We start from the raw sequence: 15,911 nt of genomic DNA, 5'->3' as shown, positions 1-15,911 counted from the left end.
CCGACGCAGCGACCTGCACCGCCAGGGAGACGACCGCTGCCCGGGTAGCAAGAAGCAGAGGACCCGGTGCAGGGTTGGCATGACATCGGCACTCCCGGAGCCGAAGCGCCGCCATTGCACCATTGTGACGCTGACGCGCCGAGGACGTCTTCGCTGCTCTTGCCGTTCCGCCGGCGCGCCGGCGCTGCACAGCTTCTGCACCAAAGCTCCATTTGGCATTCTCTACCCGGCAGGTAGATATTGCGAACTGCTCCCGTTCAAGGATGAAGCCATGCCGACAACCACGATCTTTCGTCGCATTTCATTCCTGTCGTACCTCACATTGCCGCTGATGCTTGCCGCCTGTGGCGGTGGAGAGGCCGTATCGGGCGGCAATGCCGTCGAGGAGCCCGTCGCCGCGGACGATGCCGGAGCGGCCGAAGAAGGAACATCCTTCAGCCGGAAGAGCGAGTGGAGCATCGCAGGGATCGTCCGAGGCAAGAGCGAGACGAAGGTGGAGCCAGCGCCCGCCCCGCCGCCGCCGCGCCGTCAGGCGGCTGGTTTGCTGACCGCCGGCGACCATGACGATCTGCTCAATCCCGAACTCTATGCGGCCTATGCCGGGAGATTCCTGCAGAAGCACGGAGGTGATCTGCCGTTCGTCGACACCCGCACGCGCGTCGCAATCAAGATCGTCGACGCGGACGGCCGGGCTGTTCCATTTGCAAAGGTGGACGTGCAGCGGCGTGGCCCCCCACTTCATCTGGTCGCCGCCGCGGACGGGGTCGCTTCTTTCTATCCGCGGTTCGATTCCGTGCCGGCGAAAACCACCGTCGAAGTGCAGTCCGAGGCGGGCTCCGCCAGCCGCGCGGTCGATCTTGCCGGGCACGGTGCCCGACGGATCGCAATCGCTCTCCCGGGTACTGCGCAGCCGGTCGCCGCGATGGACCTCGCTTTGGTCGTCGATACGACCGGGAGCATGGGCGACGAAATGGCCTATCTGCAGGCGGAACTCGACAGCATCCTCGCGCGGCTGAAGCGGGAGTCGGGCAATCTCGATCTGCGCATCGGCTTGATCGCCTATCGGGACGAAGGCGACGACTATGTGGTGCGTGCAGCGCCGTTGAGCAGCGACGTCGCGGCACTCCGGGCGACGCTCGCCGATCAGGAGGCGGGGGGCGGCGGCGACACGCCGGAAGCCGTCGACCAGGCAATCGCAGCGGCCGGCCGGCTGCAGTGGCGGACGGCAGCCGCCAAGGCGATCCTGCTCGTCGCCGACGCGCCGCCGCACGCGGATCGACTGGCACCGACCCTGGCCGCCACCCAGAAGCTTCGGGCCCGCGGCGTCCAGATCGTTCCCGTCGCGGCGAGCGGGGTCGAGGAGAGCGCACAATATGTGATGCGCACCATGGCCGCGCTGACCCAGGGCCGCTACATCTTCCTCACGGACGACAGCGGCGTCGGCGACGCCCATGCCGAGCCGGATCTCGCCTGCTATGTCGTGTCGCGCCTCGATCAGGTGATCGCCCGTGTGCTTGCCGGGATCGTCGAGGGCCGCCGGATTGAACCCGCCCGCGAGGAGATCGTCCGCACCGTCGGCCATTATGATCGGGGCCGATGCAATGGTGCCGGGGCAACTCCGCTGCAGAGCTGAGCACCGCCGGTTCAGGCGGGGCGGCTCTCGATCTCCTGAATGTCGATCTCACCTTCGTCCCGCATGTCGCCGGACGGCGCACGATTGGCCCAGACCGCCACCAGCAGCGAGGCGAGCCCGCAGGTGGTGAAGCCGATCAGGAAGGGCAGGGTGGTGCCGTCGAAATGCTGGCCGATGAAGAAGCCGATCAGCGCTCCGCCGACGGTGGTGATCACCCCCTGCAGAGAAGAGGCGGTGCCTGCGATGTGTCCCAGCGGCTCCATCGCAAGCGCACCGGCATTGGCGCCGATGAGGCCGAAGAAGATCATCGTCGCGGCCTGCAAGGCGACGAACACCCACAGGTTCTCGCCGATCATCGCGGCGACGGCCAGATGGACGGCCGCGACGCCCGTAAAGAAGCTCAAGGCGACCAGCAGGATCCGCCGGGATCCGAGCCGCATCACCAGCCGTGAATTGGCATAGGCGCTGATTGCCATCGGCCCGGCGATCAGTGCGAAGACCAGGGCCATGATGCCGCCGGCGTCGAACACGTCGAAGACGATCTGCTGGACCGAGTTGATGAACGAGAAGAGTGCGCCGAGCACCAGAGTCTGGGTGATTGTGTTGCCGATCGACTGGCGGTTGCGCAGCACCATGCCCATCGCCTCGCCGAGATGCCCGAGCGACAACGGCCGCCGCTGGTCCGCAGTCAGCGTTTCCGGCAGACGAAGGCTGCTCCAGAGTGCGAGCACCGCGCCGTAAACACCGAGTCCGATGAAGATGTGCCGCCAGGTTCCGAAGGCGAGCACCGTCTGACCGAAGGTGGGCGCAAGCACCGGCACGATCATGAACACGATCATCGACAGCGACATCACGCGGGCCATTGCCGGTCCCTGGTAGCGGTCGCGGACGATTGCGACGACGAGCACCCGGCTTGCCGCCGCGGCCATGCCCTGCAGGACACGGGCCACCAGCAGCAAAGTGAAGCTCGACGCGAGCCCCGCGACGATGCCGAGCAGGCCGTAGAGAATCAGCCCGCCGGTGAGCAGGCGCTTGCGCCCGAATCGATCGGCAAGCGGCCCCCAGAAGAGCTGGGCGATGCCGAAACCGAGGATGAAGGCGGTGATGACCAATTGCCGGCGATTGTCCTCGGTGACGTCGAGCGCGCGGCCGATCGCCGGGAGCGCCGGGAGCATGGCGTCGATCGCCAGAGCGTTGGACGCCATCAGCGCCGCCATCAGCGCGATGGATTCGCGCATTCCGGGCCCGCCTCTTTCTTGCATCTCAGCTAGCGGTGTCGACGGGCTCATCACGAACGTTCTTTCCTTTGCTCGGCTCCCTGCGCGACGCTGTGCGATGTGGCAAGTTCCGTGATCCGCCGCGCAGGCGGGGTAGAAAAGGCAGGCGGCGCGGGCTAGCTGGCGGTGCGAACAGGGGGAAGACGGTAATGCGAGAGGCTCGGCTTTATCAGGGGAGCTGTCACTGCGGCGCAGTGCGCTTCACGATCGAGACCGACTTTCCGGAGCTCACCACCTGCGATTGCTCGATCTGCCGGCGCAAGAACGCGCTGATGGTGAAGGTCCACGAAAATCATTTTCGCCTGCTCTCCGGTGAGGAGAGCCTGACCGAGTACCAGTTCCACACCATGACGGCGCGGCACTTCTTCTGCCGGACCTGCGGTATCTATCCGTTCCACCGCAAACGGGTCACTCCCGACTATTTCAGTGTAAACGTCTTCTGCCTCGCCGACTTCGATCCCGCCGGTATTCCGGTCCGGGCGACGATCGGCAAGGGCATGGCCTGACGGCTCAGGCGACACGCATCCTAAGCGGCGGATCGGAAGCGAGGGCGTACAGGCCCGTGACCTCCCGCACATCTTGCCCGTTTTCGGCAATGGCGCGATCGATCACGCCTTGCCTCAGCATGGAGTGGGCGAGAATCGTCTCGACGAGTTCCCGGTGGGAGACGCCGAGCGACCGCGCAGCCCGCGAAATCGTCTTGCGCGACCAGAGGTTGCACGAAAGGTTCACCTCCATGAAGCGGATCGCGCCGGTCGTCGGGTCGTAGCGATATTCGAAGCGCCCGTAATCGAACGGCCAGAGCTCGGTCATCAGGGTCCGGCTGTGGCGTTCGAGCTGTTCGACCAGCCGGCGATCGCCGATCTGCTCCAGGGGATCGTCTTCCGTCGGCACAAGCCCCCGTTTCTCCTCGTAGGAGCGGACCTGGCTCGGATCCGCGGGAAAATAGCCGGTGGCGGGCAGGAGCCAGGGGCCGGTGCCGCCGACGACCGGAACGGCAATGTCGATCAGCGGGGCGTAAGGTTCGAAGATGACGTCGTGTCCGGCGGCGGCAAGCGCCTCCGCATGGTCCCTGGCGTCGCTCCAGCGCTCGAAGATGCCGACGCCCCACGAGGCCGAGCTCGCATTGGGCTTCACGACCAGCCGGTCCCAGGCGAAATCGGGCTCGCCGAGCTCCGGGGAGCGCTCGCGCACGATCTGCCAGGGCGTGACCGGCACGCCGAGGCGGCTCGCCACCACCTTCATCAAATGCTTGTCGTCGGAGAGGCCGCGGATGATCGGCGCTGCGCCAAGGAAAGGGAGATCGTGGCGGGCGAGCAGCAACGGCGCCAGCATCTCGCTATTCTGAAAGCCGCCCCGGTTGAGCAGAGGGATCACGAAGTCCGCCTCGGGTCGTTGAAACAGGTCTTCGAACCGGTCCGCGGCGGAGACGTCGAGGCCGATCGACCGCAGCGCCGTCAACATTTCATGATGATAGAGGGCGTGGCTGCCGTCCCGGGCGTCGGGGCGGCCCTCGGAAAGCGCATGCTTGGCGAGGAAGAGGATGCGCAGGCGGACCTTGTCCTCGTCGGCGATCCGAAGCAGCGGCAGCGGCGTGGCGCTCATGCGGTCATCAATCGAATGCATCCTGTCCTCCTTGGCCGGAGGTGCCTTGTCGCCGATCAGGGTGACACGCCTGTGTCGATCTGCGGTCACTCGCGTGACGGTTGCCCGGCGCGCCTGAACTTCCGCCATCGCTCGTGCGTAGTCGTTCCATGCCGACAACGAACTCGCTCTTCCCCACCTTCTTCCTCTCCGGTTTCGAATGCTCGACCTTCGACTGGAAGGATGCCGGGCGCCGCGATCTCTCCGCCGAGATCCAGCATTACGCCCATGCCAATGAGGATTATGCGTTCCTGAAGTCGCTCGGCATCGCCGTCGCGCGGGAAGGCATTGCGTGGCCGTTGATCGACCGCGGCGGCGGCGGTTATGACTTCTCGTGCATCGACGGTTTCCTGGCGGCGCAGCGCCGGCATTCCATCCTGCCGATCTGGGATCTGTGCCATTACGGCTATCCCGCCGGGCTCGATCCGCTCAGCGACGCCTTCGTCCATCGCTTCGCCGACTTCGCACGCGCTGCCGCGCGTTACATAGCCGAGCGCGCCCATCACGGGCCGCTTTTCTTCACGCCGATGAACGAGCCGACCTTCTGGGGCTATATGGGCGGGGAATGGGCCTGGGCGGCGCCATTCGGCACCAGCGCGGACTATCGGCGGCGGTTCACCACCGCGCTCGCGCGCGCCGACATTGCAGCGACCAAGGCGATCCGCGCCGACTTTCCGGATGCGCGGATGGTCCATATCGACCCCTTGATATGGGTCGTCCCGCCGCGCGATCGCCCCGATCTCGCCGAGGCGGCGCACCGGGAAAGCTATGACGACGCCTATCTCGCCTGGGACGTGATCTCGGGCCTCAAACATCCCGAACTCGGCGGGTGCCCGGAGGTGCTCGATATCATCGGGCTCAACAATTACAGTTTCGGCCAGATGGAATATCGCGAGCGCGGGCCGCACGCCGCACTGGAGCCCGGCGACGATCGCATTCGCCCTTTGTGCGACCTGATCGAGGAGGCGTGGGCCAAGTACCGTCGTCCTTGCATCGTCGCCGAGACGTCGGGACTGAAGGGCGGCCGTCCCGATTGGCTGAACGACATCGTCGTCGAAGCCATGGCGGCGATCCGGCGCGGCGTCGACCTCCACGGCCTCTGCCTGTTCCCGGCGGTGGACATGCCCGACTGGCACAACGGCGAATGGCTTCATAACGGCATCGCCGACGTCGAAAAGCTGCCCGACGGCACGTTGCTGCGCAAGCCGTACCTTCCTTATGTCGAGTGCCTGCACCGCTGGCAGCGACGTTTGAACCGGGTGACCAGCCTCGATGCGAATCCGTTCGATTCCGCCGTCGATCTGACCGACATCCGGCGCGCGGCGCAAGAGATGGATCCGAAGCCCGACGCCGACTGGCATTGAGCCCGCAGGTCAGGGCGCGCGGGCGCTGAGCTCCAGCCAGTCGAGCTCCTCCTCGACCAGCCGATAGGCATCGTCGCCGATCGTGCCGCTGTGGCGCAGGTCCTCGATCGCCTTGCGCGATGCCGGCACCACCCGCCGGCGCAGCGCATTGTCGGCCGTGTCGCGCGGGTCTCCGCCGCGTCGTGCCTGGTGGAGAGCCTCCTTATATTCGCGGCGGAGGCGCTCGGCCGCGGGGCCGTCTTCCTGTTCGAGCGCCTGCATCGCCGCCTTCAACGCCACCGCCCGCGCCTCGGTCAGCTCGGTCTCGACGACATCGTCCTTCGGAAGCTTCAACCATGCGATGAGCAGACGCAGGGTCAGCCCCTGAAGAACCAGGGTGCCGAGCACCACCACGAAGGCGGTGAACAGGATGAAGTCGCGGTGCGGGAAGCTCTGCGGCAGGGCGATCGCCGCCGCCAGAGTGACGATGCCGCGCATTCCCGACCAGCCGATGACGAGCCCGCTCTTCGGGGTCAGCCGTGCCGGCCTGCCCTGCGGATCCGGCCGGCGCGCCCGTTGCAGCAATGTGTAGACGGTGACCCACAGCAGCCTGATCAGGATCACCGCGGCCAGGATGGCCAGCGCCGCACCGATGTAGCGCACCCGCTCGCTGCCGCTGAGCGGCTCCAGGATCGGCCCCAACTGCAGCCCGATCAGAGTGAAGGCGAGCACATTCAGCACGAAGGTGACGCTTTCCCAGATCGCGAAGGAGGGCACCCGTACGTTCGAGGCCATGGGGTACATGCTGCGCCGTGCCGTGGTGAGGCCGAATACGACGATGGTAATCACCGCCGAAAGGCCCAGCCGCTCGGCGAGCAGCCAGACGCCGAAAGTGATCACGAACTGCAGGACGACCGATGTCGGTGCATCCTCGATGCGGTGGACGAGATAGCCGACCGGCCACGCCAGCAGCCAGCCGACCGCAATGCTGCCGATCACCACCAAACCGAAGGTCGGCACTGCATCGGCGACGCTGAAGCTGCCCGCCGCGGCGGCGCCGATCGCAAGCTTGTAGATGAGCAGGGCCGAGGCATCGTTGAGCAGGCTCTCGCCCTCCAGCACCTTTCGAATCCGATGCGGAGGCTCAACCTGGCGCAGCACGGCGAGTGCCGCGACTGCGTCCGGCGGTGCAACCAGCGCTCCGAGCGCGATCGCCGCGGCCCACGGAAAGTCCGGCACCAGCGCACGCGCCGTCAGCGCCACCACGAAGGTGGTGAGGCCGACGGCGACGAGGACGAGGGAGAGGAGGGGACGCCAATTCTGCTTGAGATCGCGCAGCGACGCATCGTGGGCGGCATCGAGCAGGATCGGCGCGACGAACAGGGCGAGGATCAGCTCCGGAGGCAGAGCGAATTCCGGCGCGCCGGGCAGGAACGCGACCAGCGCGCCGCCGACCGCGAGCAAGGTGGGGTAGGGGATGTTCGCTCGCTGCGCGATCGCCGACAGCAGGGTTGCACCAAGGAGGAGGCCGAGGATGGTCTCGAACAGGAGCATTTCGGCCCTTTGCCAGTGATTGGGATGCAGGCGCCGCCGCAGTCTCCGGACGTCTCGCCCAAGGAGATCAGAATTCGCCAGCCCACGCGAAAGTTCCTGACGGCATGGCGGCGTTGCCGGCGTGCGGATTGGACGGCGCCACGTCCCGTGTATCGCCGGGTGTGATGAAGACCCTCGCCGATCCGCGCAACGCGCTCGCTCATGGACTTGCCGCCATTCGCGGCGCGTACAAGGTCCCCGCATCTTTCCCACCCGACGTCCTCCAGGCTGCAGAGCGCGCAGCATCGCGGGCGCCGGCCGCGCATGTCGATCGCACCGACCGGCCGTTCGTCACGCTCGACCCGGCCTCCTCCACCGACCTTGATCAGGCCTTCGCGATCGAGCGCAGCGGCGCCGATCTGGTGCTTCATTATGCGATCGCCGACGTCGCCTGGTTCGTGGAGGATGGCGATCCGATCGATCGCGAAGCGTGGCGCCGCGGCGAGACCCTGTATCTGCCGGATGGCAAGGCCGGCCTCTACCCGCCGGTGCTGAGCGAGCATGCGGCCAGCCTGCTGCCCGATGGTCCGCGGCCGGCGGTGATCTTCACGATCCGGGTCGCCGTTGATGGTGCGGTGCGCCTCGACGGTGCCGAGCGCGCGGTGATCCGCAGCCGCGCCAAGCTCGCCTACGACACGGTTCGCGACGAACAGCTGCCCTCCGGCTTTTCCGAGCTCGCCGACCGCATTGCGCAGGCGGAGCAGCGCCGTGGTGCCGCGCGGATCGATCCGCCCGAACAGGAACTCGCGCGGGACGGCGCGGGATTCCGGCTCGTGTTCCGGCCGCGCCTCCTTTCCGAAATCCGCAACGCCGCCTTGTCGCTGGCAGCCAACCTCGCGATCGCGGACGCGCTGTACGCGCATCGTACGGGGCTGTTCAGGATCATGCCGGAAGCGGACGCGCTCGCCGTCCGCCGCCTTCGCTTCACCGCCCATGCGTTCGGGATGGAGTGGCCGGAGACGACGGATCTCGCCGGCTTCGAAAAGGGGCTCGACCCCGCCGATCCCAAGCATGCGGCGCTGATGCTGGCGATCCGCCGCGCCGGCGGCGGTGCGACCTACGCCCCGTTCGTCCCGGGCGCCGAGCCGTGGCATGCCGCCATGGCGGCGCGCTATGCGCATGCGACCGCGCCGCTGCGCCGGCTTGCCGACCGCTACGTCGTGCGGGCCGCGCTTGCGGTCGCCAATGGCGAACCGGTTCCGGCTGTGGTGACACAGGCCTTTGCCGCGCTGCCGCCGGTCATGGCGCGTGCCGACGCGCTCAGCGGGCAGGTGGACCGCGCCGTGATCGATCTCGCCGAAGCGGTGATGCTGCAAGGCTCGGTCGGGGAGGTCTTCTGCGCGATCGTCACCGATGCCGACGATCGCGGCGCCCGCATCCAGCTGTGCGATCATCCCGTGGTCGGCCGCGTCGCCGTCGACGGCACCGCACCCGGCGATCGGCTGGAAGTGCGTCTGAAAGCGGCGGATCCGGATCGGCGTGCGATCGCGTTCGATCCCGTACGCTGATCCGCCCGTCGATTAGCGTCCGATCCGCTCTGGTAATGGCCAGGTGCGCACCTACGTGGCGTCGGCACGTCAGGAGATCGAGATGGCCGGCACGGCATTGGTAGTGGGCGCAAGCGGCATCGTCGGCAGCGCCACGGCGGAGTTGCTGGTGAGGCAAGGCTGGGCCGTTCACGGCCTTGCCCGCCGCGCCGTTGCGCAACCCGGGGTGCGCCCCGTCGCCGCCGACCTTCAGGATGCGGCCGCGACCGCGGCGGCCCTGTCCGGGATCAGGGCCGATGCGGTGTTCATCACCACCTGGCTGCGCCAGGACAGCGAGGCCGAGAACATCCGGGTCAATTCGGCGATGGTGCGCAACCTGCTCGATGGCCTGCGCAGCAATGGCAGCACCGGCCATGTCGCCCTGGTCACAGGCCTCAAACATTACCTCGGTCCGTTCGAAGCCTATGGCAAGGGCGCGCTTCCGCATACGCCGTTTCGCGAGGAGCAGGGGCGGCTCGATGTCGAGAACTTCTATTATGCGCAGGAAGACGAAGTCTTTGCCGCCGCCGAACGCGACGGCTTCGCGTGGAGCGTCCACCGTCCGCATACGGTCATCGGCAAGGCGATCGGCAACGCGATGAACATGGGCACGACGCTCGCCGTTTACGCGACCCTCTGCCGCGAGACCGGCCGTGCGTTTCGTTTCCCGGGCTCGGCGGCGCAATGGGACGGCCTCACCGACATGACCGATGCCGGCCAACTGGCGGAGCATCTGCTATGGGCGGCGACGACGCCGGCGGCCCGCGACCAGGCGTTCAACGTCGTCAACGGCGACGTCTTCCGCTGGAGTTGGATGTGGGGACGGATTGCCGACTGGTTCGGTATCGCGCCGGCGCCGTTCGACGGCAGCATTCAGCCGCTGGAGCAGCAGATGGCGGACGATGGGGCGATCTGGCGGCGCCTCGCCGAGCGCGAGGGGCTCGCCGAGCCGGAACTCGATCGACTGATCTCGCCCTGGCACACCGACGCCGATCTCGGCCGCCCGATCGAGGTGGTCACCGACATGTCGAAGAGTCGCCGGCTCGGCTTCATAGGATACAGAGCGACGGACGATTCGTTCTACGATCTCTTTGCGCGGCTTAGGGCCGATCGCCTGATCCCCTGACCGGACGAGGTTTCTTGCCCAACCTTTACGTGCAGGCGCCGCCGAGCGACCATTTCGACGGCCGGCGCTTCTTCAATCCCGGGGAGCCGGACACCGACCGATCGCTGCGCGACGTGCTGCGCTGGCAAAGAGGCGGCGAGCGGAGCCGCTGGCCCAGCCATGTCGCGACGTCTCCGGTCGTGCCGGAGCGGCGGGTGGATGGCCTGAGGGTTACCATGGTCGGCCACGCCACCCTGCTCATCCAGGCGGCAGGGCTCAACATCCTCACCGATCCGGTCTGGTCGGACCGCGCCAGCCCGCTCCGGTTCGCCGGCCCGCGGCGGGTCACGGCGCCCGGCATCCGCTTCGAGGACCTGCCGCAGATCGATGCGATCCTGCTCTCGCACAACCATTATGATCATCTCGACATCGCCACCCTGAAGCGGCTGCAACACCGCGACGCGGCCCTCATCCTGACGCCGCTTGGCAACGATGCGATCCTGCGGCGGCACCTCAGAGGGGCGTGGATCCAGGCCGGAGACTGGGGCGACCTTTTCGCCCTTCGTCACGACGTTCACGCCACCATCGTTCGAGCCAACCATTGGTCCTCGCGGGGCATCGCCGATCGTCGCATGGCGCTCTGGGGCGGCTTCATGCTGCGAACGCCGGACCGCCTCATCTATTTCGCCGGCGATACCGGCTACGGCACCGGCAACATCTTCCGCGAGATGCGCGCGCAGCACGGCGCGCCCGATCTCGCCCTGATCCCGATCGGCGCCTATGCCCCGCGCTGGTTCATGGCCGCCCAGCATTGCGATCCGGAAGAGGCGGTGCGGATCATGCTCGATCTCGAGGCGAAGCGCGCGATCGGCATCCACTGGGGGACGTTCCAGTTGACCGATGAGCCGCGCGGGGAGCCCGCCGAGCGGCTTGCCGCGGCACTGGCCGGGCAGGGGATCGACCCTGCCCGGTTCGTGCCGGCCCATCCGGGCGCGTGTTTCGACGCTTAGCGGTGGATCAGGCGAGCTCGCCGAGGCTGGCCGGATCGAAGCTCTTCAGCCCGGCATGATCGCCGGCCTGCACCTTGGCGACCCAGTTCGGATCGGTGATCAGCGCCCGTCCCACGGCGATCAGATCGAATTCGTCCCGCTCCATCCGGTGGATGAGATGGTCGAGGTTGACCGGGCTCGACCGCTCGCCACCGAACGCCGCCATGAAGTCACCGGAGAGGCCGACCGAGCCGACGCTGATCGTCGCCGCGCCGGTCAGCTTCTTCGCCCAGCCGGCGAAGTTGAGCCCGGTCGCGCCGTCGAGCTCGGGGAATTCCGGTTCCCAGAAGCGGCGCTGCGAGCAGTGCAGGATGTCGACCCCGGCCTCCACTAGAGGCGCCAGCCAATCGGTCATCGCGTCGGGCGTCTCGCCGAGCTTGACGGCATAATCCTGCTGCTTCCACTGGCTGACCCGAAGAATGATCGGGAAATCCGGTCCGACCGCCGCGCGGATGGCGGCGACCACCTCGCCGGCGAAGCGCGACCGCTCCTTGATCGTGGCGCCGCCGTAGCGGTCGGTGCGCTCGTTGGTGCCGCCCCAGAAGAACTGATCGATCAGATAGCCGTGTGCGCCGTGGATCTCGATCGTGTCGAAGCCGAGTTGTTTCGCATCCGCGGCGGCGCGCGCGAAGGCGGCGACCGTGTCGGCAACGTCTTCCTCGGTCATCGCGACTCCGCGCGGCATGCCCGGAGCGACCAGCCCCGACGGGCTCTCGACCGGCGCCTCCGGCACCCAATCGGTCTGGAAGCTCTTGACCGCGCCGGTATGCCAGAGCTGCGGGCCCATGCGGCCGCCGGCGCCGTGAACGGCATCGATCAGCTGCGTCCAGCCCGCGAGCGCGGCGTCGCCGTGGAAGAAGGGAATGCCGGGATCGTTGCGGGACGCCGGGCGGTCGATCACCGTGCCTTCCGACAGGATTAGGCCAACGCCGCCTTCGGCGCGCCGACGATAATAGTCCGCCTGCGGCGAACCGGGAATGCCGCCTTGCGCGAACGATCGGGTCATCGGCGCCATGACGATGCGGTTGGCGAGAGACAGGGATTTCAGCTGAAAGGGTCGGAACAGTGTGTCGAGCGGCGCGGCCATGAACGGGCTCCTTGTTGTCGGAGCGGTTCAAGTATAAACTATATACCTGGCGTCAATGAGGCACCGGTTTTCGACCAAGTATATCCGAGGAAACCATATGCAGGAATGTGGAGCGCAGCGTTTCGCAGCGGATTGCCCGAGCCGCCTGCTGTTCGATCAAATCGCCGACAAATGGTCGATGATGGTGCTGACCGTGCTCGACGGCGGGCCGCAACGGTTCAATGCGATCAAGCGCCAGCTGGAGGGCGTGACTCAGAAGGCGCTCACTCAGTGCTTGCGCCGGCTGGAGCGCAACGGCCTCGTCGAGCGCCGCGTGATCCCGCTCTCGCCAATTGCGGTCGAATATTCGATCACGCCGCTCGGCCGAACTTTGCAGCCGCCGTTCAGGGCGATGTACGCCTGGACGGTGGCATCCTTGCCCGCCGTCGAGCAGGCGCGGCGTGCCTTCGATCAACGCTGCGCGGCGGCGGCCTGACCTTGCTTTCCGCGGCCGACATTGTAGCGCCTGTGCCGTGGAGGCCAGCGTGAAGATCCTGTTGTTCGGAAGCCTGGGTCAGGAGATCGGCCGCGAGATCCTCGCCGATTTGCCGCCGGACGGTTGCTCCGTCGCGGCGCTGCGCCAGAGACTGGCGGCGCAGGACCCGGCCTATGGCGCACTGGCGCGGCCGTCAATCCGCGCCTGCGTCGATCAGGTGATCGTCGCGGAGGAATTCCTTATCCGTCCGGGGCAGGAGGTGGCCTTCGTGCCGCCGCTTTCGGGTGGCTGACGCGGTGCTCGCCGCGCGGCTCGAGAGCGGCGCGCTCGAAGCCGATCGCGAATTGCGGCTGTTCCTTGACAGCGTAACGGGGGAGGGCGCGGTGGTGAGCTTCGTCGGCATCGCGCGGCCGGTCAGCCGCGACGGCGCTGCCGTCACCGGCCTCTATCTCGATCATTATCCTGGAATGACCGAGCGCTCGCTGGCGACGATCGCGGCAGACGCGGCGGCGCGGTTCGACGGCGCCCGGGTCTACGTCGTCCACCGCTCCGGCATGGTTGCACCCGGCGAGGCGATCGTGTTCGTCGCCGCCGCGTCGGCCCACCGCCGCAAGGCATTCGAGGCGGCCGATTATCTGATGGACCGCCTCAAGACCGAGGCTGCCTTCTGGAAGCGCGAGGACCGGCTCGACGGTTCGGCCTGGATCGAGCCGACCGAGCAGGACCGTGCAGACACCCAACGCTGGAGCCAAGCATGCCCGGAATAGACGAGACCCTAGATTTCCATCCGTTGCGGATCGCGGTGCTGACCGTGTCGGACACCCGCACCGAGGAGACGGACAGTTCGGGCAGACTGCTGGCCGAGCGGCTGATTGCGGCCGGACACCGCCTTGCCGACCGGCGCATCGTCAAGGACGATGTCGAGGCGATCCGCGCCTGCGTCCTGCAATGGGCGAAGGACGAGGCGGTCGACGTCATCCTCAGCACGGGCGGCACCGGCTTCATGCCGCGCGACGTCACCCCCGAGGCAGTCCGGCCGTTGCTGAAGCGGGAGATGGACGGCTTTTCGGTCGTCTTCCACCAGGCGAGCCTCGGCACCGTCGGCGTTTCGACCCTGCAGTCGCGTGCCTTTGCCGGCCAGATCGACGACAGCTTCATCTTCTGCCTGCCCGGATCGACCGGCGCATGCCGCGACGGCTGGGATCTCGTTCTCTCGCTCGAGCTCGACAGCCGCTACCGGCCCTGCTCGATCGCCGGGCTGATCCCGCGGCTTCGGGACGTCTGTCCGTGAGCGACCTCACCCATCTCGGCGCCGACGGCCGCGCGCGGATGGTCGACGTGTCCGACAAGCCGGATACGGTCCGCACCGCCAGCGCGAGCGGCCGGCTGCGCTGCCGGCCGGAAACGCTAGCCCGGGTGCGGGCCAACACGGCTCCGAAGGGGGCGGTCACGTCGACGGCCGAGCTTGCCGGCGTGATGGCCGCGAAGCGCACCGCCGATCTGATCCCGCTATGTCATCCGCTCGCGCTCACAAAGGCGGCGGTGGTGATCGCGGAAGATGACGAGCTGCCGGGCTTCCGGGTCGAGGCGGAGGTCCGCACGACCGGACCTACCGGAGTGGAGATGGAGGCGCTGACTGCGGTCTCGGTCGCCTGCCTCACCCTGTTCGACATGCTGAAGGCGATCGATCGGACCATGGAGATCGGCGCGATCAAGGTCACTGCCAAGAGCGGCGGCCGCTCGGGCAACTGGACCGCGTCATGATCGCTCTCGACGAGGCACTGGCGATCGTCGCCGGCGTGGCGACGCCGCTCGGCACCGAGACGATCGGCCTGGAGCATGCCGCGGGACGGGTGCTGGCCGCGCCGGTCCGCGCGCGGATCGATGGTCCGCGCTTCGACGTGTCGACGATGGACGGCTATGCCGTGCGCGAGTCCGACTTCGCCGCGCGGCCCTGCAGCCTCCGCGTGATCGGCGAAGCCTTTCCAGGTGCGCCGTTCGCTGGCGCGGTCGCCTCGGGAACCTGCGTGCGCATCTTCACCGGCGCTGCCCTGCCTTCGGGTTCCGATCGCGTGGTCATGCAGGAGATCGTCCGACGGGAAGGCGATCAGGCCTTGTTCGAAGAGCCGCAGGACTCGCTGTTCGTGCGGCGCAAGGCGTCCGATTTCGGGGTCGGGGACGTGCTCGTCGCTGAAGGGCGGGCGCTCGATGCACGCAGCCTGGTCGCCGCGGCTGCCGCCGACCTGTCCCACGTCGACGTGGTTCGGCGGCCCCGGCTGCTGATCGTCGGCACCGGTGACGAGCTGGTCCTGCCCGGCGAGGCTGCGGCGACCCCGGCCGCGATCCCGGAGAGCATCTCGCTCGGGCTCGCCGCCTTGGCGGCGGAGGCGGGGGCCGAGATCGTCGGGCGCCGGATGCTCCCGGATGACCTTGCGACAATGCAGGCCGCCATGACGGAATCGCTTGGCCTGGCCGATGTCGTCGTCGTCACAGGCGGTGCCTCCGTCGGCGCGCGCGATTTTGCGAAGAACATGTTCGGCGATCTCGACATCCTGTTCTCCAAGGTCGCGATCAAGCCCGGCAAGCCGGTCTGGCTCGGGCGCACCGACGACGCTTTGGTGGTCGGCCTGCCCGGCAATCCGACCTCCGCTTTGGTCACCGCGCGGCTACTGCTGCGCCCATTGCTCGACGGTCTCGGCGGCCGCCCGCCGACCCTCGCCTGGCGCCGCGCTGTGCTTGCGGGGCCGATGGAGCAAGGCGGCGACCGCGAGACCTTCTGGCGGGGCCAAGCCGTGGACGGAAAAGTGGTGCTGGTGCCGAACCAGGATTCCGGCGCGCAGAAGACGCTTGCGGAGGCCGACCTGCTCGTCCGCCAAGCGGTGGGCCAGGCTGCGCTCGCCGCGGGGAGTGCGGTGGACGTCCTCGATTTTTGAAGATCCGTTTCGTACCATGAACCCGTTTGCGATGATGGTCCTGAGCTAAGTCGAAGCGCAGGCCTATGTTCGGTTGCAAAAGGGAAAGGGAAGGGCTTCGACAAGCTCAGCCCGAACGGAGTTATTCGGTTTTCGCTTCAACCCGGCGGCGTCAGCTACCCGCGATCTTCTACACCCGTTCGGGCTGAGCTTGTCGAAGCCCATCTCTTTTTGTGTCTGAAGAAGAGAAGGAGAGGACTTCGACAA

Annotated in this window: 16 protein-coding genes; 12 read left to right on the top strand and 4 right to left on the bottom strand. The window is 67.4% G+C overall.

Annotation, left to right across the window (positions count from 1 at the left end):
- Nucleotides 1–271 precede the first annotated feature (271 nt).
- Nucleotides 272–1,633 carry a VWA domain-containing protein gene (locus ETR14_RS25090; RefSeq protein WP_165356609.1) on the top strand — a complete coding sequence of 454 codons (1,362 nt, stop codon included), beginning with the start codon at nucleotides 272–274 and terminating at the stop codon, nucleotides 1,631–1,633.
- 11 nt (nucleotides 1,634–1,644) lie between these two features.
- Here ETR14_RS25090 and ETR14_RS25085 read toward each other — a convergent pair whose 3' ends face one another.
- Complete coding sequence (locus tag ETR14_RS25085) at nucleotides 1,645–2,871, bottom strand: multidrug effflux MFS transporter (protein WP_243455681.1); 1,227 nt, start codon at nucleotides 2,869–2,871, stop codon at nucleotides 1,645–1,647.
- A 188-nt stretch (nucleotides 2,872–3,059) separates the two neighbouring features.
- Here ETR14_RS25085 and ETR14_RS25080 point away from each other — a divergent pair, with 188 nt between their 5' ends.
- A complete protein-coding gene (locus ETR14_RS25080; protein ID WP_129390550.1) occupies nucleotides 3,060–3,416 on the top strand; it encodes a GFA family protein in 357 nt (118 codons plus the stop codon).
- A gap of 4 nt (nucleotides 3,417–3,420) precedes the next feature.
- Here the strand turns inward: ETR14_RS25080 and ETR14_RS25075 are convergent, their stop codons facing one another.
- Entirely contained in the window at nucleotides 3,421–4,536 is a 1,116-nt protein-coding gene (locus tag ETR14_RS25075; protein ID WP_243455680.1) for a phosphoribosylglycinamide synthetase, read from the bottom strand.
- Between the two features lie 128 nt (nucleotides 4,537–4,664).
- Here ETR14_RS25075 and ETR14_RS25070 point away from each other — a divergent pair, with 128 nt between their 5' ends.
- Nucleotides 4,665–5,918 (top strand): b-glycosidase, encoded by a 1,254-nt coding sequence (locus tag ETR14_RS25070; protein WP_129390547.1) that lies wholly within the window; start codon nucleotides 4,665–4,667, stop codon nucleotides 5,916–5,918.
- A gap of 9 nt (nucleotides 5,919–5,927) precedes the next feature.
- On the opposite strand, the gene ETR14_RS25065 is transcribed toward ETR14_RS25070, so the two are convergent.
- Nucleotides 5,928–7,451: a sodium:proton antiporter gene (locus ETR14_RS25065; protein ID WP_129390544.1), complete on the bottom strand. Its 1,524-nt coding sequence runs from the start codon at nucleotides 7,449–7,451 to the stop codon at nucleotides 5,928–5,930.
- Between the two features lie 164 nt (nucleotides 7,452–7,615).
- On the opposite strand from ETR14_RS25065, the gene ETR14_RS25060 reads away from it, so the two are divergent.
- From ETR14_RS25060 to ETR14_RS25050, 3 genes are all read left to right on the top strand, one after another.
- Nucleotides 7,616–8,998, top strand: a complete 1,383-nt coding sequence (locus ETR14_RS25060; RefSeq protein WP_129390541.1) for an RNB domain-containing ribonuclease — start codon at nucleotides 7,616–7,618, stop codon at nucleotides 8,996–8,998.
- 82 nt (nucleotides 8,999–9,080) lie between these two features.
- Nucleotides 9,081–10,142, top strand: coding sequence for an SDR family oxidoreductase (locus ETR14_RS25055; RefSeq protein ID WP_129392395.1), 1,062 nt, complete (start codon nucleotides 9,081–9,083; stop codon nucleotides 10,140–10,142).
- 14 nt (nucleotides 10,143–10,156) lie between these two features.
- Nucleotides 10,157–11,131: an MBL fold metallo-hydrolase gene (locus tag ETR14_RS25050; protein ID WP_129390539.1), complete on the top strand. Its 975-nt coding sequence runs from the start codon at nucleotides 10,157–10,159 to the stop codon at nucleotides 11,129–11,131.
- Nucleotides 11,132–11,138: 7 nt separating this feature from the next.
- On the opposite strand, the gene ETR14_RS25045 is transcribed toward ETR14_RS25050, so the two are convergent.
- A complete protein-coding gene (locus tag ETR14_RS25045; RefSeq protein ID WP_129390536.1) occupies nucleotides 11,139–12,257 on the bottom strand; it encodes an NADH:flavin oxidoreductase in 1,119 nt (372 codons plus the stop codon).
- Between the two features lie 97 nt (nucleotides 12,258–12,354).
- Between ETR14_RS25045 and ETR14_RS25040 the strand changes: the two genes are divergently transcribed.
- From ETR14_RS25040 to ETR14_RS25015, 6 genes are read left to right on the top strand one after another with little or no spacing between them, the layout of a single operon-like run.
- A complete protein-coding gene (locus tag ETR14_RS25040; RefSeq protein WP_129390533.1) occupies nucleotides 12,355–12,732 on the top strand; it encodes a helix-turn-helix domain-containing protein in 378 nt (125 codons plus the stop codon).
- 37 nt (nucleotides 12,733–12,769) lie between these two features.
- Nucleotides 12,770–13,024 carry a MoaD/ThiS family protein gene (locus tag ETR14_RS25035; protein ID WP_165356608.1) on the top strand — a complete coding sequence of 85 codons (255 nt, stop codon included), beginning with the start codon at nucleotides 12,770–12,772 and terminating at the stop codon, nucleotides 13,022–13,024.
- Complete coding sequence (locus ETR14_RS25030) at nucleotides 13,017–13,499, top strand: molybdenum cofactor biosynthesis protein MoaE (protein ID WP_206185912.1); 483 nt, start codon at nucleotides 13,017–13,019, stop codon at nucleotides 13,497–13,499. The genes ETR14_RS25035 and ETR14_RS25030 overlap by 8 nt, the downstream gene beginning before the upstream one ends.
- Nucleotides 13,487–14,023: a molybdenum cofactor biosynthesis protein B gene (gene moaB / locus ETR14_RS25025; RefSeq protein WP_129390527.1), complete on the top strand. Its 537-nt coding sequence runs from the start codon at nucleotides 13,487–13,489 to the stop codon at nucleotides 14,021–14,023. Before ETR14_RS25030 ends, moaB begins: the two co-directional genes overlap by 13 nt.
- On the top strand, nucleotides 14,020–14,496 hold the full coding sequence (moaC, locus tag ETR14_RS25020) for a cyclic pyranopterin monophosphate synthase MoaC (RefSeq protein ID WP_206185911.1): 477 nt from the start codon (nucleotides 14,020–14,022) through the stop codon (nucleotides 14,494–14,496). The genes moaB and moaC overlap by 4 nt, the downstream gene beginning before the upstream one ends.
- Complete coding sequence (locus tag ETR14_RS25015; protein ID WP_129390521.1) at nucleotides 14,493–15,665, top strand: molybdopterin molybdotransferase MoeA; 1,173 nt, start codon at nucleotides 14,493–14,495, stop codon at nucleotides 15,663–15,665. The genes moaC and ETR14_RS25015 overlap by 4 nt, the downstream gene beginning before the upstream one ends.
- Nucleotides 15,666–15,911: the final 246 nt, after the last annotated feature.

Origin of the sequence: Sphingosinicella sp. BN140058 (genome assembly GCF_004135585.1) — a bacterium.
Taxonomy (GTDB): Bacteria; Pseudomonadota; Alphaproteobacteria; order Sphingomonadales; family Sphingomonadaceae; genus Allosphingosinicella.
Note: the sequence above shows the minus strand (reverse complement) of the source record. Positions and strands in the feature narration are given on the sequence as shown.